This window comes from Streptomyces sp. NPDC039424, assembly GCF_055639495.1.
In genome coordinates this window covers 781,578-797,418 of record NZ_JBVKAI010000001.1, presented here as the reverse complement: position 1 = coordinate 797,418, position 15,841 = coordinate 781,578, and the positions used below count along the sequence as shown (strand labels likewise).

Genomic DNA, 15,841 nt, shown 5'->3' with positions numbered 1-15,841 from the left:
AATTTCCATGCCCTGTTCACGATTCGGACGCAGTGTTGCCGGTCCGTGACGTTCCGCTTGACCCGCAGGTCAGGAGCCGCTCGGTGGCGGGCTGGAGGCGGCGGGCGGAAGGGAGTAGCTCGGGAACGGCGAGGGGGTGACCGGGACCGGGGAGCCGGGGCCGACGCCCGGCACGCCGGAGCCGGGGGAGGGGGTGCCGCTCGCGGCGAGGTCCCGGGCCAGCGCGGCGAAGTCCACGTACCCCGTGGCCTCCAGGACCTTGATGTGGTCCAGGACGGTCGTGTTGGCGTCGTCGGCGAGGAGGCGCACCTGTGAGTTCTGCGTGCCGGCGCGCACTTGGGCGACCACCGAGAACACCCTGCCGTGCGCGAGCCGCAGGATGTTGGCGAACTTCCGGTCGAAGTCCTCCCCCTGCGCCGCCTTCAGGGTGGCGAGCCACTGCTTCTGCTGCTCGTTGGGCTCGTTGGGCAGTGCCAGGCCCAGCTGGGCGGCGACGTCACGGACGCGCTCGTCCAGGAAGGTGTGGCCGTCGACCAGATGCCGCCCGGCCGTCCGCACGGCCGGCGTGGTGCCCTTCTCCTGTGCCATCCGGCCGGCGGGCAGTTCCCACAGCCCGGCCAGCCGGACCTTGGTGACGAAGTCCCGGTCCTGTGCGGACAGCGGGCCGTACCGCGTCAGGACCGTGTCCGCGCTCAGCACGTCCGCGCCGGCCGTCTCCGGCCGGTCGGTGTACGACCACAGCGGGAAGGCCAGCGCCACGACGGTCGCCGCCAGGCCCGAGATGATGATCCCGGTGCCGCTGAATATGCCTCGGCCCTTGATGGGGGGTCGCGGTCGCATGGTGCCTCCTGTCGCGGCACCGCACGCCAGTACTCCTACGGGTGCGGGACTGGCATATTACTTCGCCTCCACTCCAACTGCCGTACGGCATATGGCGGCAAACATCGCTATATCGGACGTGAACTGGGCAACACCGTTCACCCGCGCCGCAGCAGCACCCTCCGCGCCGCGCGGGCGGCCCGCACCACCGGCCGCCGGGAGCGCGGCACCGGCCCGGACCGCTCCAGCCACCACTCCCGCAGCTCCCGCCGCGTTCCGGCGTCCGCGAACTCCCCCGTGAACAGCAGGTGTCCCGCGAAGTCCAGCGCGTCCTGCCGGTACCCCCCGGTCATCGGCCGCGCCTGGGCATAGCCGAGGAACGCGGCCCGGTACCCCTCCCCGAGGATCTCCGGCAGTTCGGGCGCGACCTTCGCCACCACGTCGGCCCGCTTGGCCGCGAGCGCCCGCGCCTGCACCCGCATCCGCGTCCGGTCGAACCCCTCCGGCACCGGAGTCCCGGCCACCAGCGCGGACAGCATCGAGGCCTGCGCGAGCCCGAGCCGCTGGCGGGCCGCGTCGGTACCGGCCGGACGAGGCGCCTCACCCGCGGCGGCCACCGGCGCGACGGTGCCCGCCACGGTCACCCGCCCCTTCGCCACGGCTCCCCGGATCGCCCTCAACTCCCGCTCCAGTTCGGCTGGTTCGGGGAAGTTCTCGTCCCGCTCCAGCAGCACACCGGGCGGGTCGACGCGGGAGGCGAGGTCGGTGAGGATGTCGAGGACCGGCCGCGGCACGGGGTGGGCGTGGCTGTCGTGCCAGACGCCGTCCCGCTCGAAGCCGCCCGCGACATGCACGTACGCGATGGCCTCCAGGGGCAGTTCGGCCAGCGCCTTGGCCGGATCCTCGGCCCGGTTGACGTGGTTGGTGTGCAGGTTCGCCACGTCGATGAGCAGCCGCACCCCGGTGCGGTCGGCCAGTTCGTACAGGAACTGCCCCTCGGTCATCTCCTCGCCGGGCCAGGCGATCAGCGCGGCGATGTTCTCCACGGCGAGCGGCACGGGCAGGGCGTCCTGGGCGATGCGCACGTTCTCGCACAGCACGTCGAGGGCGTCCCGGGTGCGGGGCACGGGCAGCAGGTGACCCGCCTCCAGGTACGGGGAGGCGGTCAGCGGGCCGCCCGCCCGGACGAACGCGATGTGCTCGGTGACCAACGGCGAGCCCAGCGCCGCCACCCGCTCGGCCAGCGCGGCCAGCCGCCCCTCGTCCGGCCGGTCGGCGCCCCCGAGACCGAGCGAGACGCCGTGCGGCACCACGGTCACCCCACGCTCGCGCAACCGCCGCAGCGACTCGGGGAGGTGCCCCGGGCACACGTTCTCCGCCACCACCTCGACCCAGTCGATGCCCGGCATGCGCTCCACGGCGTCCGCGATCTCCGGCCGCCAGCCGATCCCCGTCCCCAGTCGCTGCATCGCCCGCCCCCTCTCACCCGTGTTCCGGCGTGAGGGGGGTATGGCCCCGGCACCGCGGCCCGAACCGCGCGACCCGTACCTTCAGAGCAACATTTGAGGTTCGCGCCCCCGGCGCCCGGCGCGACCGTCGGTCACCGCAGCGCCGGATGGTCGGCGACCACCGTGCAGGAGCCGGGGGCGATCTCCGTGAAGCCCGCGTCGCGGACCAACGGCAGGCCGGAGCGGGTCAGTCCGGGCCAGTGCGCCGGCCCGGCGGTGCGAACCGAGAGGGGGAAGCCCGCGTCGCGCCAGGCGATACGGTCCTCGTCGGGCAGTGCCCACCAGGCGAGTTGGGCCCCGTGGCCGGCCTGGGCCATCGCCTTGCCCGCCGACATCTCCAGGTCCGGGTTCAGCCACAGCACGGGCGCCATGGGGTCGGCGTCCGCGGGCGGTTCGGGGTCGTCCAGTTCGGTGCCGGACACCTGCAGCTTGGCCAGATCCTTGGGCCAGCCGTCCAGCGGAACGGGCGGGAAGACCCGAACCTCCGCCGACTTGCCCGTGACCGTGATTCCGGGCAGCGCCTCGGCCCGGCGCCACTCGGCTCCCCGGGCCCGCCTGACCACCTTCCGGATCCGGGCGTCCTCCCAGTCCCGCATGGCCCGCGCCCACTCCCCGTCGCCCGCCGACCGCTCGTCGCCGAGGATCGTCAGCACGGCACGGGCGGCGGTCTCCAGCGCGTCGGTGCGCGCGGGCGGCGCCGCCTTCTCGATCCGCGCCACGAGGGGCAGCACGAACTGCGGAGCCTCGTCGCGCGCGGTGCGCTCGGAGCGGAAGGGACTGTCGCCGGGAACGGTGGGGTCGCTGGTCACGTCCTCCAGTCTGCCAGGCGGAAGATCGGTTCTTCCGTGCGCGTACGGACGGGGGAGCGGGGATCGCCGCCATGGAACACGAGCTGAGACTGGAGGGCGTGGGCCGCCGCTACGGCCTGCGCGGTCCCTGGGTGCTGAGAGACGTCCATCTGACCCTCGCCGCCGGAACCCTCACCCGCGTCGAAGGCGCCAACGGCACCGGCAAGTCCACACTCCTGCGCCTGCTCGCCGGAATCGACGCCCCCACCGAGGGCCGCGTCACCGGCCGCCCCCGCACCGCCTACGTCCCGGAGCGGTTCCCCTCGGCCCTCCCCTTCACCGCCGTCGACTACCTGACCCACCTGGGCCGCGTGCACGGCCTGTCCCGTACGGCGGCACCCCGGGCGGCGGCCGAATGGCTGGACCGCTTCGGCGCGGGAGCGTACGCCGGCAGCCCGATGGCCGAGCTCTCCAAGGGCAGCAGCCAGAAGGTGGCGGTCGCGCAGGCCCTGCTCGCCGGCCCGGAGCTGCTGGTCCTCGACGAGGCCTGGACGGGACTGGACGCGGCGGCCCGGGCCGAGCTGGAACGGGCCGTCGCCGAGCGCACCGCCGCCGGGGGTGCCGTGGTCTTCGTCGACCACGACCCGCGCCGTCTGGAGGGGGCGGCCCACGCGACGTACACGGTCGTCGACGGCACCCTCGACCGCCGCAGCGCGCGCCCCGCTTCACCCACCGGCCCGCACACGCTCGTCACCGTGCAGGGCCCGCCGGGCGGCCGGCTTCCGGACGCGGCCGCGCGGGCGGTCACCTCGGCCGAGGAGGAGACGCCCGGCACCCACCGGCTCACCGTCCCCGCCTCCCACTCGGACGTCGTCCTGCGCGCCCTGCTGACGGCCCGCCCGCCCTGGCACGTGGTCAGCGTGCGCCCCGGCGACACCCCCCTCGACCCCGAAGGCCGCCCATGACGCCTCTGCTGCACTACCACGCCGCCCTGCTGATGCGCTCCCAGCGCTGGCTGCCGCCGGTCATCCTGTACGCGGCCTTCCTGGCCGTCGGCGTGCAGTCCGGGCAGCCGGTGCTCGACTCGCTCGGCTACACCGCCGCCGCCCTGCTGCCGGTCGCCGCCTGGCTGGTGCGGATCTGCGTCACGGGCGAGCCGCCCGCGGCCCGCACCTGCGTCGCCGCGGCGACCGGGCCCGCCCGGGCCCACCTCGCCTGTCTGCTCGTGGCCCTGTCCGCGTCGGCGGCGCTCGGCGCGGCGGCCACCGTGGTCGTGACGCTGATCAGCGATCCCGTGAGCTCCGGTCACCGCGTCCACGTCCCGCGCGTCGAGGCGGGCGCGGCCGGGATCCTGGCCGCGCTGGCCTGCACCCTGCTGGGCACGGCCGTCGGCGCCCTCACCAACTGGCCGCTGCTGCGCTCGCCCGGCCGGGCGGTGCCCACCATGCTGCTGGCCGCGCTGCTGTCGCTGGTGATGGCGGGCTCCCCGGCACAGGCGGCGGTGGGCGGCCTGGTCACCGGCTCGCAGTCCGGGCAGGTCCCGGTGCCGCTGCTCCCCCTGGCCGGGGCCGCCCTGTTCGCCGCCGCGGCCACGGCCGTGGCCTGCGCGCTCACCGCCCGCCGGTCACCCTGAGCAGGCGCTGCGCTGCGCCTCGGGCCTCCCCCGCCTAGGCCGGTCAGTGGCGTGCGCCCGTGGCCGCGATCAGCTCGGAGACCTTCACGAATCTGAAGCCCCGCTTGCGCAGTTCCGGCACGATCGCGCGCACGGCCCGCTCGGTCGTGGGGGCGGCGCTGCGGGTGCAGTGCATGACCACGACCGAGCCCGGCTTCACCCCGTCCAGCACCTGCCGGGCCACCGCGTCCGTGTCCGTGGCGAACGCGTCGCCGCTGACCACGTCCCACTGCACGGCCGTGACCCCGAGGCCGCTGAGCGCGTGCAGCGCCTGCCGGTCGTAACAGCCGCCGGGGAACCGGAAGTACGGCATCGGGTGCGGCACGCCCGCCTTGCGGATGGCGGTGTACGCCCGCTCCACGTCCGAGCGCATCCGGTCCGCGGAGACGGTCGGCAGTCCGTAGCAGTCACCGGTGAACGCGTAGTGGCTGTAGGAGTGGTTGGCGACCTCGAACCGCGGGTCACGGCCGAGGTCGCGGGCCTGGTCCGGGTACTGGTCCGCCCACCGGCCGGTCATGAAGACGGTGGCCGGCACCTTCAGCGCGCGCAGGGTGGCGATCAGCGCCGGGTTGTCGAAGTGCTCGCCCGCCGCCGCGCGCGGCCCCTGGTCGGCGGTCATGTCGGCGTCGAAGGTCAGCGCGACCGTCCTGTCCTTCGTACGGGGCCCGTTCTCGAAGACCGGGGTCAGACCGCCCGGGCCGGGGGCGAGGGTGGGCGGCCGGGCGGCGGCCGGGGCGGGCTCGGCGGGAGCGGGACGGCCGGCGGGGGGTGCCCCGGCGGTGCCGCAGGCGGCGAGGGCGGCGCTCAGGGCGCAGACCGCGGTGATGCGTCGTACCAGTGGGATCATCGTACGAACGTAGGACTGGATCTCCCGATGTATGACGATATGCGGTACGGCCCGGCCGCACGGTCACCCGCCCGGCGGCAGCCCGGTCACACGTCCCGCTGCTCCAGCGGCTTGGTCGCCGGTCCCTGGATCACCTTGCCGTCGACGTCGAAGCGGGAGCCGTGGCAAGGGCACTCCCAGGCGCGTTCGGCCGCGTTGAAGGCGACCAGGCAGCCCAGGTGGGTGCACCGGGCGGACAGGGCGTGCAGATGGCCGCCCTCGTCACGGTGGACGGCCAGCCGCTCATGGCCCGCGTGGACCACCGCGCCCTCGCCCCGGCCGACCTCCTCCACGGACGGCGCCGGCCGCAGCCGGTCGCCGACGAAGTGCCGGGCCACCTGTGCCTGGTGTTTGAGGAACGACGGCGCCTCGCGCACGGCCGACTTCAGCCGGCGCGGGTCGTACAGCTCCCGCCACGGGCACTCCCGGCCGGTGATCAGCGAGGTCAGCAGCAGGCCGGCCATCATGCCGCCGCTCAGCCCCCAGCCGCCGAAGCCCGTGGCGACGTAGGTGTGCCGGGCGCCCGGGTGCAGCGGGCCGACCAGCGGCACGGTGTCGGTCGGGTCGTTGTCCTGGGTGGCCCAGGCGTGGCTGAGCTCCACCCCGGGGAAGTGCTCGCCCGCCCAGGCCTCCAGGCGCTCGAACCGGGCCGGGGTGTCGCCGGTGCCCGGCGTGAAGTGCTCCCCGGTGACGACGAGCAGCCGCTGCCCGTCCTGCCCGTACGGCGCGGTGCGCACCGAGCGGGTGTTCTCCTCGGGCGTGATGTACATGCCGTCCGGGTCCCGGTTCGCGTCGAGGCTTGCGGCGACGACCAGTTCGCGGCGCGGGGAGAGGCGGGTGAAGAGCAGAGCGCGGTCGAAGACGGGGTAGTGGGTGGCGACCACGACGTGCCGGGCGGTCACCGTGGCGCCCGAGGCGGTCGTCAGCCGGCACGGCTCGCCCTCCTCCAGGCCGGTGACCGTGGTGTCCTCGTACACCTGCCCGCCGCGGGCGAGCAGGTCGTCCACGAGGGCCAGCAGGTACTTGCGCGGATGGAACTGGGCCTGCCCGGTCACCCGGACCGCGCCCGCCACCGGGAACGGCAGACCCGTCTCCGTCACGAACGAGGCGGGCAGCCCGGCCTCGCGCGCGGCCTCCGCCTCGGCCCGCACCTCGTCCACCCGGCCCTCGTCACGGACGTACGTGTAGGCGCTCCGGGTCTCCCAGTCGCAGTCGATGCCGAGCTCCTCCACCAGCGCGGCGGCGTGCTCGATCGCCTCGGACTGGGAGCGGGCGTACAGCCGCGCGCCCTCCGGTCCCCGGGTGCGGCGCAGCTTGTCGTAGATCAGTGTGTGCAGCGCGGTCAGCTTGGCCGTGGTGTGCCCGGTGACGCCGGCCGCCGTCCGCCGCGCCTCCAGCACCGCCACGCCGAGCCCGGCCCGCGTCAGCTCGTACGCCGTGCTCAACCCGGCCACGCCCGCGCCGATCACGGCCACGTCGACGTCCAGGTCCTCGGTCAGGGCGGGCCGGGACGGCCCCGGTGCCGTCTCCAGCCAGTAGGAACCACTGAGGTGCCGGTGCTCGCTCATGCCCGCCGGGTACCCCGTCCCGGCGAAAGCCGACTCGTCCCGCCCTCACCCCGGACTATTCGCGACGCGGCCCCGCGTCGCCGATCGCGGTCTGTTGCTGGCCCTTCTCCAGGAACCGCAGCAGCTCCACCGGGATGGGCAGCACCAGGGTGGAGTTCTTCTCGGCCGCCACCGCCATGACTGTCTGCAGCAGCCGCAGCTGCAGGGCGGAGGGGGTGTCGGCCATCTGCTGTGCCGCCTCGGCCAGCTTTCTGGAGGCCTGCAGTTCGGCGTCGGCGTTGATGATCCTGGCCCGGCGTTCGCGGTCGGCCTCGGCCTGGCGGGCCATGGAGCGCTTCATCGTGTCGGGCAGGGACACGTCCTTGATCTCGACCCGGTCGATGGTGACGCCCCACTCCACGGCCGGGCTGTCGATCATCAACTCAAGGCCCTGGTTGAGCTTCTCGCGGTTGGACAGCAGGTCGTCGAGGTCGCTCTTGCCGATGATGGACCGGAGAGAGGTCTGGGCCATCTGCGAGACCGCGAACCGGTAGTCCTCGACCCGGACGATCGCGCTGACGGGGTCGACGACCTTGAAGTAGACGACCGCGTCCACCCGCACGGTGACGTTGTCGCGGGTGATGCCCTCCTGCGCGGGCACCGGCATCGTGACGATCTGCATGTTGACCTTGCGCAGCCGGTCGACCCAGGGGACCACCATGGTGAAGCCGGGCTGCCGCTGGGTGTCGATGACCCGGCCGAGCCGGAAGACCACCCCGCGCTCGTACTGCTTGACGACCCGCGCCGCCGCGGCCAGGTACACCAGGCCCGCGGCACCGGCTGCGGCGAGCGCCCCCACCAGTTCCTGGATCATGACGACCTCCTCCACCCTCAGAGGCATCGTCTTGTAACGATATGCCCGCGTCCGGTCCGAGGCCATGTTCAGAGGACCCGGACCGGACGGGCGCCGTCCCGCTAGGCGGCCATCAGCCGTACCGGCTCCGTGCCCGCCGCGCTGTGGCGTTCGGCCCAGTTCTCCAGGGCGGTGCGGCAGGCGTGGTCGAGATGGTGGAGCCCGGAGAGGTCCAGCTGGATGGGGCGGTCCTGGGGCAGCGCCTCCAGGCTGTCGAGGATCTTCGGCAGCCGCAGGAAGGTCGCGTTGCCCGACAGGTACGCCTCGACCGGACCGGCGCCCTTGTCGACGACCTCCAGCTTGACGTGCGAGGCCTCCCAGGCGGTCTTCACGATCGCCAGCGCGAGACCGATGAGCACGCCCTCGAACATGCTGACCGCGACGATCGACACGGCCGTGACCGTGAGGATCACCGCCTCGCCGCGGTGCTCGCGCCACAGGGCGGCGAGCGCGCGGACGGGGACGAGCTTGGCGCCCGAGTAGATCAGGATGCCGGCGAGGGCCGGGATCGGGATGTAGCCGAGCACGTCCGGCAGCAGCGCCGCGAACAGCAGCAGCCAGACGCCGTGCATCACCCGCGACGCCTTGGTCCGCGCGCCCGCCTGCACGTTGGCCGCGCTGCGCACGATCACCGCGGTCATCGGCAGCGCGCCGAGGAGTCCGCAGAGCGTGTTGCCCGCACCCTGGGCGATGAGCTCCTTGTCGTACTGGGTGCGCGGCCCGTCGTGCAGCCGGTCCACGGCCGCCGCGCTGAACAGCGACTCGGCGGACGCGATCAGCGTGAACGCGACGATGGTGCCGATCACCCCGGCGCCCGCCAGCTCACCGAAGGAGCTCAGCGGCGGCGGCTGGATCGAGTCGAGCAGCCCCTGCACCTCGACGGTGGCCACGGGCAGCGAGAGGACCACGGCGGCGAGCGTGGCGAGGCCGACCGCGGCGAGCGGACCCGGCACCGTACGCACCTTCGCCGGCATGTACTTCCACAGCAGCAGGACGGCTATGGTGCCGGCGCCGAGCGCGAAGGAGGCCAGCGCCGCGGTGTCGCCGAGGGCGTCCGCGAACGCCCCGGGCAGCCCGGCTATCTTGCCCAGGCCCGAGTCGGGCGCCTTGGCGGCCAGCGCCGGGTAGAGCTGTCCGGCGATGAGCACCAGGCCGATACCGGCCAGCATGCCCTCGACGACCGAGACGGAGATGGCCCGGAAGTAGCGGCCCAGCTTCAGCGCGCCCATGAGGACCTGGAGCAGGCCGGTGGCGAGCACGATGGCGCCGAGCACGGGCAGCCCGAACTCCTCCACCGCCTCGAAGACCAGCACGGTCAGCCCGGCGGCCGGCCCCGACACCTGCAGGCTGCTGCCGCGCATCAGCCCGGTGACGATGCCGCCCACGATGCCGGTGACGAGTCCCAGCTCCGCGGGGACACCGGAGGCGACGGCCACGCCCACGCACAGCGGGAGCGCGACCAGGAAGACGACGAGGGACGCGGCGAAGTCCTGCTTGAGGTACGGGAACCGGGACTTCGGGGGCGTCGGGGATATGGGGGTCACGTTGGTCATCGGCGCGCTCACAGGGACTCGAAGGTGTCGGTCTGCGGGCGGTGCGTCCGTACGGCGCCGGTGTGCACCTCGTAGTACCAGGCGTGCAGGGCGAGTCGGCCCTGCGCCAGCTTCTCGGCGACGCACGGGTACGAGCGCAGCCGCAGCAGCTGGGTCAGGATGTGGCTCTGTACGCCCTCGGCGACCGCCGGGTCCTCCACGGCCCCCTTGGGGCGGGGAGTGGCGTGCGACAGCCAGTCGCGCACGGCGGGTACCGCGTCGAGGTCGTCGCCGCGCACCAGCGCGCCGACGGCACCGCAGTGGGAGTGGCCGCAGACGACCACGTCCTGGACGCCGAGCACTTCGATCGCGTACTCGATGGTGGCCGCCTCGCTGGTGGGGTGCTCGGAGGCGTACGGCGGGACGATGTTGCCCGCGGTGCGCAGCTCGAAGAGCTCGCCGGGGCGGGCGCCCGTGATCAGGGCCGGGACGACCCGGGAATCGGAGCAGGTGATGAACAGCACCTGCGGGGACTGGCCTTCGGCGAGTTTGGCGAACTCCTCAGGGCGCTGTCCGAACGTACGGGCGTTGTCGATGAGGGGCTGCATGTGTGGACTCCTCCTGGCGCGCCGCGGTGGCGCGTCGGGCTTGGACGACGGATGTGGGGGGACCGGCGCCCGCTCTCAGCAGCGGAAGACCTGGAGTGCGGCCGGCGAGAGGGCTCTCGCGGATCTTGCTGTGCGGTGGTGTGCGACGTGGGGTGCGTCCGCCGGGTGCGCGGCCGCCGGGACCCGGGTGGCCGGCGGGCGTTCGTGTGCCCACCCGAAGGCGGCGGTGCGGTGGCGGTCGCGGGTGTGCGGGGGCCCGGCTGGGTCCCCGGTCGAGCTGAGATCGCGGAACGTATGGGAACCGTCGCCCACCGGCTTCGAGGAGCACTTGATTCCGGGCTGAGCCTTGGCCTCGGTCTGACGGAAAGTGTGCGCGGATGCGAAGGTTCCGCTGGGTGCGAAGAACTGCGCCGCGAGCAGGACGGCGGCGAGGAGGGCGATCATGTTTCGGGCCGTCGCACCTCGGAACATGAGCCCCCCTCCCCTTTTTTCGCGCGTTTGGTCCATGCCAAGGGTTGGTCAATGGATGGTCAAGAAACACGTTAACCCTGCAAAGTTGTTTGCAGGGTTAACTCAGTGTTTCGCGCAGAAGAGAGCGTGAAAAGTGCTGGTTGTATGGCGTGAACCGGCCCTTGACCGGCGCGTCCGCCTAAGGTAATGGCCGCGCGCTTAGGCGTCCGGTACGAGGCCCTTGGCGTCCCGGGCGAGTGCGGTGAGCCGGGATATCGCGCGGAAGTACTTCTTGCGGTACCCGCCGTTCAGCATCTCCTCGCTGAACAGCTGGTCGAACGGCAGCCCCGAGGCCAGCACCGGTACCTCGCGGTCGTAGAGCCGGTCCGCGAGGACGACGAGCCGCAGGGCCGTCGACTGGTCGGGCACCGGGCGGACACCGGTGAGGCACACGGCCTTCAGGCCGTCGGTCAGCGCGCCGTACCGGCTCGGGTGCACCTTGGCGAGGTGGTCGAGCAGGTGCGGGAAGTCGTCGAGCGAGGCGCCTTCGGCGGCGTGCGCGGCCCGGGTCACCTGCTCGTCGGAGAACGGCGCCGGCGCCTCGGGCAGACCGCGGTGGCGGTAGTCCTCGCCGTCGATGCGCAGGGCGCGGAAGTGGGCGGACAGGCCCTGGATCTCGCGCAGGAAGTCGGCCGCCGCGAACCGGCCCTCGCCGAGCTTGCCGGGCAGGGTGTTGGAGGTGGCGGCGAGCGCGACGCCCGCGTCCACCAGCTTGCCGAGCAGGGTGGACACCAGCACGGTGTCACCCGGGTCGTCGAGCTCGAACTCGTCGATGCACAGCAGGCTGTGCCCGGACAGCGTCTGCACCGTCTTCTGGAAGCCGAGCGCTCCGACCAGGTTGGTCAGCTCCACGAACGTGCCGAACGCCTTGCGGGAGGGCTCCGCCGGGGTGGCGTGCCAGAGGGAGGCGAGGAGGTGGGTCTTGCCGACGCCGTACCCGCCGTCCAGGTAGACGCCGCGCGGGCCGGCCGAGGCCTTGGCGGCCTTCGCCCGTGCCTTGCCGAAGCCGAACAGACCCCGCTTGCCGGCGTTGCCGGCGCTCGCGCCGCCGATCCCGGCCGCGAAGCCCTCGAGCACCCGCACGGCCTCGGTCTGGCTCGGCTGGTTCGGGTCCGGGATGTACGTGGCGAAGCGCACCGAGTCGAAGCGCGGCGGCGGCACCATCTCGGCGACCAGCCGGTCCGCGGGGACATGCGGCTCGCGGGTGCACAGCGACAGCGGGGCCGCGTCGGTCAGGTGGCTGAGCCCGGAGGCGGCGGGAGAGGACGACACGGTTCCCCATGCTAAGCCGCGTGCCACACTGCACGGATGCGACGCCTGTTCCCTGTGACCGACGAAACAGCAGACCAGACCTTCGACGGGGGTCCTGAGGGAGATTTCGCGGAGGGGGATCGCGCCGACCGCGAGTGGAGCCTCGCCGAGCTCGCCGCCGCCTACGCGTACCCCGAGCCCGCGTCGACCGGCGGCCGGGTGCCCTGGCTGCGGGCCAACATGGTGTCCACGCTCGACGGCGCGGCCCAGCACGAGGGCCGCTCGAACCCCATCTCCAGCGCGGCCGACATGCGGATCTTCGGCACGCTGCGGGCGCTGGCGGACGTGGTCGTCGTGGGCGCGCAGACGGTACGTCAGGAGGGGTACCGCCCGGCCCGGGAGCGCGCGGAGTTCGCGGGGCTGCGGGCCGCGGCGGGGCAGGGCCCGGCCCCGGCGATCGCGGTCGTCACCGCCGGTCTGGAGCTCGACTTCTCCCTTCCCCTGTTCACCTCGCCCCTGGTGCCCACCCTCCTCCTGACCGGCGCCGCGGCGGCCCCCGACCGGGTCGCCACCGCCGAGAAGGCGGGCGCCCGGGTGGTGATCGCGGGCGACGGCGTCGGCGTGGACCCGGCCCGCGCCGTACAGGCCCTCGCCGGCCTCGGCCACACCCGGCTGCTCACCGAGGGCGGCCCCCGGCTGCTCGGCCAGCTGGTCGCCGCGGGGGTGCTCGACGAGCTCTGCCTGACCGTCTCGCCGATGCTCACGGCCGGGGACGCGCAGCGCATCGCGGGCGGCCCGTCGGTCGCCGTACCCAAGCGGTTCGAGCTCGTGTCGCTGCTGGAAGAGGCCGGATTCCTGTTCAGTCGCTACCGTCGGTCCTGACGGCAGTACCCGTGCGATTGCGGGGCAGACGGTCTCAGCGGGGCCGGGTGCGGCCCCGGGAGAGAAGAGGCCCGCGGGTGCTCGAAGGAGTCGAAGGAGAAGGGGCGCTGGTGTTCACAAGCGTATTGATGATCGAGAAGGCCCTGACGTCCGCCGACGTGGAGTTCGTCACCACCTTGCACGGGGACGAGCCGGTCTTCTTCCACGTGCTGCTCCAGCCGCGCGGCGACCAGGCGGACCGCCTGCTCAGGGCCATCGACGACATCGCGCTCGGCGAGCTCGACGACGCCGCCCGCGAGGGGCGGACACCGGAGGGCGAGGCCGCGAAGGCGCCCGCCGAGCGGGCGCTGGAGGTGTCCCTCACCGCCCTGCGGGTGGCCGGCGGCGAGGCGGAGGGTCGCCTCATCGAGGACCACCCGCTGGACGCCCTGAAGACCCTCGTCGACGAGGTGAACGCGGACGAGGTGATCGTGCTGACCGATCCCCACTACGTGGAGGAGTTCTTCCACCGCGACTGGGCCTCGCGGGCCCGGCACAAGGTGGGGGTGCCGGTGCTGAAGCTCTTCTCGCACAGCAAGGCGTAGTGCCGGGGTGCCCCCGCTATAGGGTGGGGGCGCTCACCGTAGTACCGGATCTTGGGAGACACGCACATGGCACCCGGCCTTCCCCCCGCCATGGACCGACCGCACTTCATCGGCATCGGCGGCGCCGGGATGTCGGGTATCGCGAAGATCCTCGCGCAGCGCGGGGCCGCGGTGGCGGGCAGCGACGCGAAGGAGTCGGCGACGGCCGAGGCGCTGCGGGCGCTGGGCGTGAGCGTGCACATCGGGCACGCGGCCGGGCACCTCGCCGACGACGCCAGCTGTGTGGTCGTGTCGTCGGCGATCCGGCAGGACAACCCCGAGCTGGCCCGCGCCGCCGAGCTGGGCATCCCGGTGGTGCACCGCTCCGACGCCCTCGCCGCGCTGATGGACGGCCTGCGCCCGATCGCGGTCGCGGGCACCCACGGCAAGACGACCACGACGTCGATGCTGGCGGTGTCGCTGACCGAGCTGGGCCTGCGCCCGTCGTACGCCATCGGCGGCGACCTGGACGCGCCCGGCTCCAACGCGCTGCACGGCGAGGGGGACATCTTCGTCGCCGAGGCGGACGAATCGGACCGCAGTTTCCACAAGTACGCGCCCGAGGTCGCGATCGTCCTCAACGTGGAGCTCGACCACCACGCCAACTACGCCTCGATGGACGAGATCTACGAGTCCTTCGAGACCTTCGCGGGCCGGATCGTGCCCGGCGGCACGCTGGTGATCTCCGCCGACCACGAGGGCGCCCGGGAGCTGACCCGGCGCCTGGCCGGATCGGTGCGGACCGTGACGTACGGAGAGGCGGCGGACGCCGACGTACGGGTCCTGTCGATCGTCCCGCAGGGCCTGAAGAGCGAGGTCACCGCCGTCCTGGCGGGGGAGGAGCTCACCTTCACGGTCTCCGTCCCCGGCCGCCACTACGCGCTCAACGCGGTGGCCGCGCTCGCGGCGGGCGCGGCGCTGGGCGTCCCGGCCGCCGAACTGGCCCCCGCCCTGGCCGCGTACACCGGCGTCAAGCGGCGCCTGCAGCTCAAGGGCGAGGCGGCCGGCGTCCAGGTGATCGACTCCTACGCCCACCACCCCACGGAGATGACCGCCGACCTGGAGGCGATGCGCTCGGCGGCGGGTGACGCCCGGATCCTGGTCCTCTTCCAGCCGCACCTGTTCTCCCGCACCCAGGAACTGGGCAAGGAGATGGGCGATTCCCTGGCCCTCGCCGACGCCTCGGTCGTCCTCGACATCTACCCGGCCCGTGAGGACCCGATCCCCGGCGTCACCAGCGAGCTGATCATCGAGGCGGCGCGGGCCGCCGGCGCGGACGTGACGGCGGTCCACGACAAGACGGAGGCCCCGGCGGTGATCGCGGGAATGGCGAAGGCCGGTGATCTCGTTCTCACCATGGGCGCGGGCGACGTCACCGACCTCGGCCCGCGGATCCTGGACCAGCTGTCGAAGTGAGGGGCTGAGGCTCATGTCGTACGACGTCGAGAAGCCGGACGAGCAGTGGCGCGCGGAGCTGAACCCGGCCGAGTACGCGGTCCTGCGGCAGGCCGCCACGGAGCCCGCCTTCACCGGCGAGTACACCGACACCAAGACCAAGGGCGTGTACTCCTGTCGCGCCTGCGGTGCCGAACTGTTCACCTCCGACACCAAGTTCGAGTCCCACTGCGGCTGGCCGTCCTTCTACGACCCGAAGGACACCGACGCCGTCGAGCTCATCGAGGACCGCTCCCACGGCATGCTCCGCACCGAGGTCCGCTGCGCCCGCTGCGGCTCCCACCTCGGACACGTCTTCGAGGGCGAGGGCTACCCGACCCCGACGGACCAGCGCTACTGCATCAACAGCATCTCCCTGCGGCTGGCCGCGGACGAGGGCTGAACCGGGGGCCCGCGTGGACGGACCCGGGGACAAGCGGTACATCTTCCTGGACCCGGACGGTACGGGCTCCGGCCAGGGCTGGGTGTTCGTCATCGTGGCGGCACCCAGCGGCGTGGTCTACCAGGTGCAGGGCGGCGGGCTGAGCTGCGCGCGGTACGCGCAGGAGGGCTATCTGATCCCCGTCCTCGGCCGGGGCCTGGACGAGGACCTGAAGCAGATCTTCGTCGGCGAACTGCAGGGGCAGGGCGCGCGGGGCCTGGACTGGCCGGAGGAACTGCTCGGGCGGCTGCGCAGCGCGGTGGCCTTCCACGTGTACGGCTCGGCCAACCGCGACGACCTCTTCCCCGCCCCCCTCGTCCTCGACGAGTCCCGGCTGACCGAGGCCGACGAGGCCTGGGTGCCGGTCCTGACACCCGACGGGCCCGGGGTGCTGGTGTGGGAGAACTCGGACTAGAACGCGTTCGC

Annotated in this window: 16 protein-coding genes; 7 read left to right on the top strand and 9 right to left on the bottom strand. The window is 73.1% G+C overall.

The features are described 5' to 3' along the window. Positions 1–69 precede the first annotated feature (69 nt). From ACZ7L0_RS03680 to ACZ7L0_RS03670, 3 genes are all read right to left on the bottom strand, one after another. Complete coding sequence (locus tag ACZ7L0_RS03680) at positions 70–840, bottom strand: DUF4142 domain-containing protein (RefSeq protein WP_471240746.1); 771 nt, start codon at positions 838–840, stop codon at positions 70–72. Positions 841–977: 137 nt separating this feature from the next. After that, positions 978–2,288: an MbnB/TglH/ChrH family RiPP precursor modification enzyme gene (locus ACZ7L0_RS03675; RefSeq protein ID WP_471240745.1), complete on the bottom strand. Its 1,311-nt coding sequence runs from the start codon at positions 2,286–2,288 to the stop codon at positions 978–980. A 131-nt stretch (positions 2,289–2,419) separates the two neighbouring features. Further along, a complete protein-coding gene (locus tag ACZ7L0_RS03670; protein ID WP_471240744.1) occupies positions 2,420–3,136 on the bottom strand; it encodes an aminoacyl-tRNA hydrolase in 717 nt (238 codons plus the stop codon). A gap of 71 nt (positions 3,137–3,207) precedes the next feature. On the opposite strand from ACZ7L0_RS03670, the gene ACZ7L0_RS03665 reads away from it, so the two are divergent. Continuing rightward, complete coding sequence (locus ACZ7L0_RS03665) at positions 3,208–4,080, top strand: ABC transporter ATP-binding protein (RefSeq protein WP_471240743.1); 873 nt, start codon at positions 3,208–3,210, stop codon at positions 4,078–4,080. Next, a complete protein-coding gene (locus ACZ7L0_RS03660) occupies positions 4,077–4,748 on the top strand; it encodes an ABC transporter (protein WP_471240742.1) in 672 nt (223 codons plus the stop codon). Before ACZ7L0_RS03665 ends, ACZ7L0_RS03660 begins: the two co-directional genes overlap by 4 nt. Before the next feature lie 43 nt (positions 4,749–4,791). On the opposite strand, the gene ACZ7L0_RS03655 is transcribed toward ACZ7L0_RS03660, so the two are convergent. From ACZ7L0_RS03655 to zapE, 6 genes are all read right to left on the bottom strand, one after another. Further along, on the bottom strand, positions 4,792–5,634 hold the full coding sequence (locus ACZ7L0_RS03655; RefSeq protein ID WP_471240741.1) for a polysaccharide deacetylase family protein: 843 nt from the start codon (positions 5,632–5,634) through the stop codon (positions 4,792–4,794). A gap of 86 nt (positions 5,635–5,720) precedes the next feature. Further along, positions 5,721–7,241 (bottom strand): FAD-dependent oxidoreductase, encoded by a 1,521-nt coding sequence (locus ACZ7L0_RS03650; protein WP_471240740.1) that lies wholly within the window; start codon positions 7,239–7,241, stop codon positions 5,721–5,723. A 55-nt stretch (positions 7,242–7,296) separates the two neighbouring features. Continuing rightward, entirely contained in the window at positions 7,297–8,094 is a 798-nt protein-coding gene (locus ACZ7L0_RS03645) for a slipin family protein (RefSeq protein WP_471240739.1), read from the bottom strand. Positions 8,095–8,195: 101 nt separating this feature from the next. Beyond that, positions 8,196–9,677 (bottom strand): SulP family inorganic anion transporter, encoded by a 1,482-nt coding sequence (locus tag ACZ7L0_RS03640; protein WP_471240738.1) that lies wholly within the window; start codon positions 9,675–9,677, stop codon positions 8,196–8,198. A 17-nt stretch (positions 9,678–9,694) separates the two neighbouring features. Next, on the bottom strand, positions 9,695–10,273 hold the full coding sequence (locus ACZ7L0_RS03635; protein WP_471240737.1) for a carbonic anhydrase: 579 nt from the start codon (positions 10,271–10,273) through the stop codon (positions 9,695–9,697). A 669-nt stretch (positions 10,274–10,942) separates the two neighbouring features. Further along, positions 10,943–12,055, bottom strand: coding sequence for a cell division protein ZapE (gene zapE / locus ACZ7L0_RS03630; RefSeq protein WP_471240736.1), 1,113 nt, complete (start codon positions 12,053–12,055; stop codon positions 10,943–10,945). A 36-nt stretch (positions 12,056–12,091) separates the two neighbouring features. Between zapE and ACZ7L0_RS03625 the strand changes: the two genes are divergently transcribed. The 5 genes from ACZ7L0_RS03625 to ACZ7L0_RS03605 all read left to right on the top strand — a co-directional run bounded on the left by ACZ7L0_RS03625 (position 12,092) and on the right by ACZ7L0_RS03605 (position 15,830). After that, the gene (locus ACZ7L0_RS03625) at positions 12,092–12,916 is read left to right on the top strand and encodes a pyrimidine reductase family protein (RefSeq protein WP_471240735.1); all 825 of its coding nucleotides are present in this window, start codon (positions 12,092–12,094) and stop codon (positions 12,914–12,916) included. A 110-nt stretch (positions 12,917–13,026) separates the two neighbouring features. Continuing rightward, on the top strand, positions 13,027–13,500 hold the full coding sequence (locus ACZ7L0_RS03620) for an indole-3-glycerol phosphate synthase (protein ID WP_471240734.1): 474 nt from the start codon (positions 13,027–13,029) through the stop codon (positions 13,498–13,500). Positions 13,501–13,566: 66 nt separating this feature from the next. Continuing rightward, a complete protein-coding gene (gene murC, locus ACZ7L0_RS03615) occupies positions 13,567–14,955 on the top strand; it encodes a UDP-N-acetylmuramate--L-alanine ligase (protein WP_471240733.1) in 1,389 nt (462 codons plus the stop codon). A gap of 13 nt (positions 14,956–14,968) precedes the next feature. Continuing rightward, on the top strand, positions 14,969–15,376 hold the full coding sequence (gene msrB, locus ACZ7L0_RS03610) for a peptide-methionine (R)-S-oxide reductase MsrB (RefSeq protein ID WP_471240732.1): 408 nt from the start codon (positions 14,969–14,971) through the stop codon (positions 15,374–15,376). A 13-nt stretch (positions 15,377–15,389) separates the two neighbouring features. Continuing rightward, positions 15,390–15,830: a DUF6210 family protein gene (locus ACZ7L0_RS03605; RefSeq protein ID WP_471240731.1), complete on the top strand. Its 441-nt coding sequence runs from the start codon at positions 15,390–15,392 to the stop codon at positions 15,828–15,830. Positions 15,831–15,841: the final 11 nt, after the last annotated feature.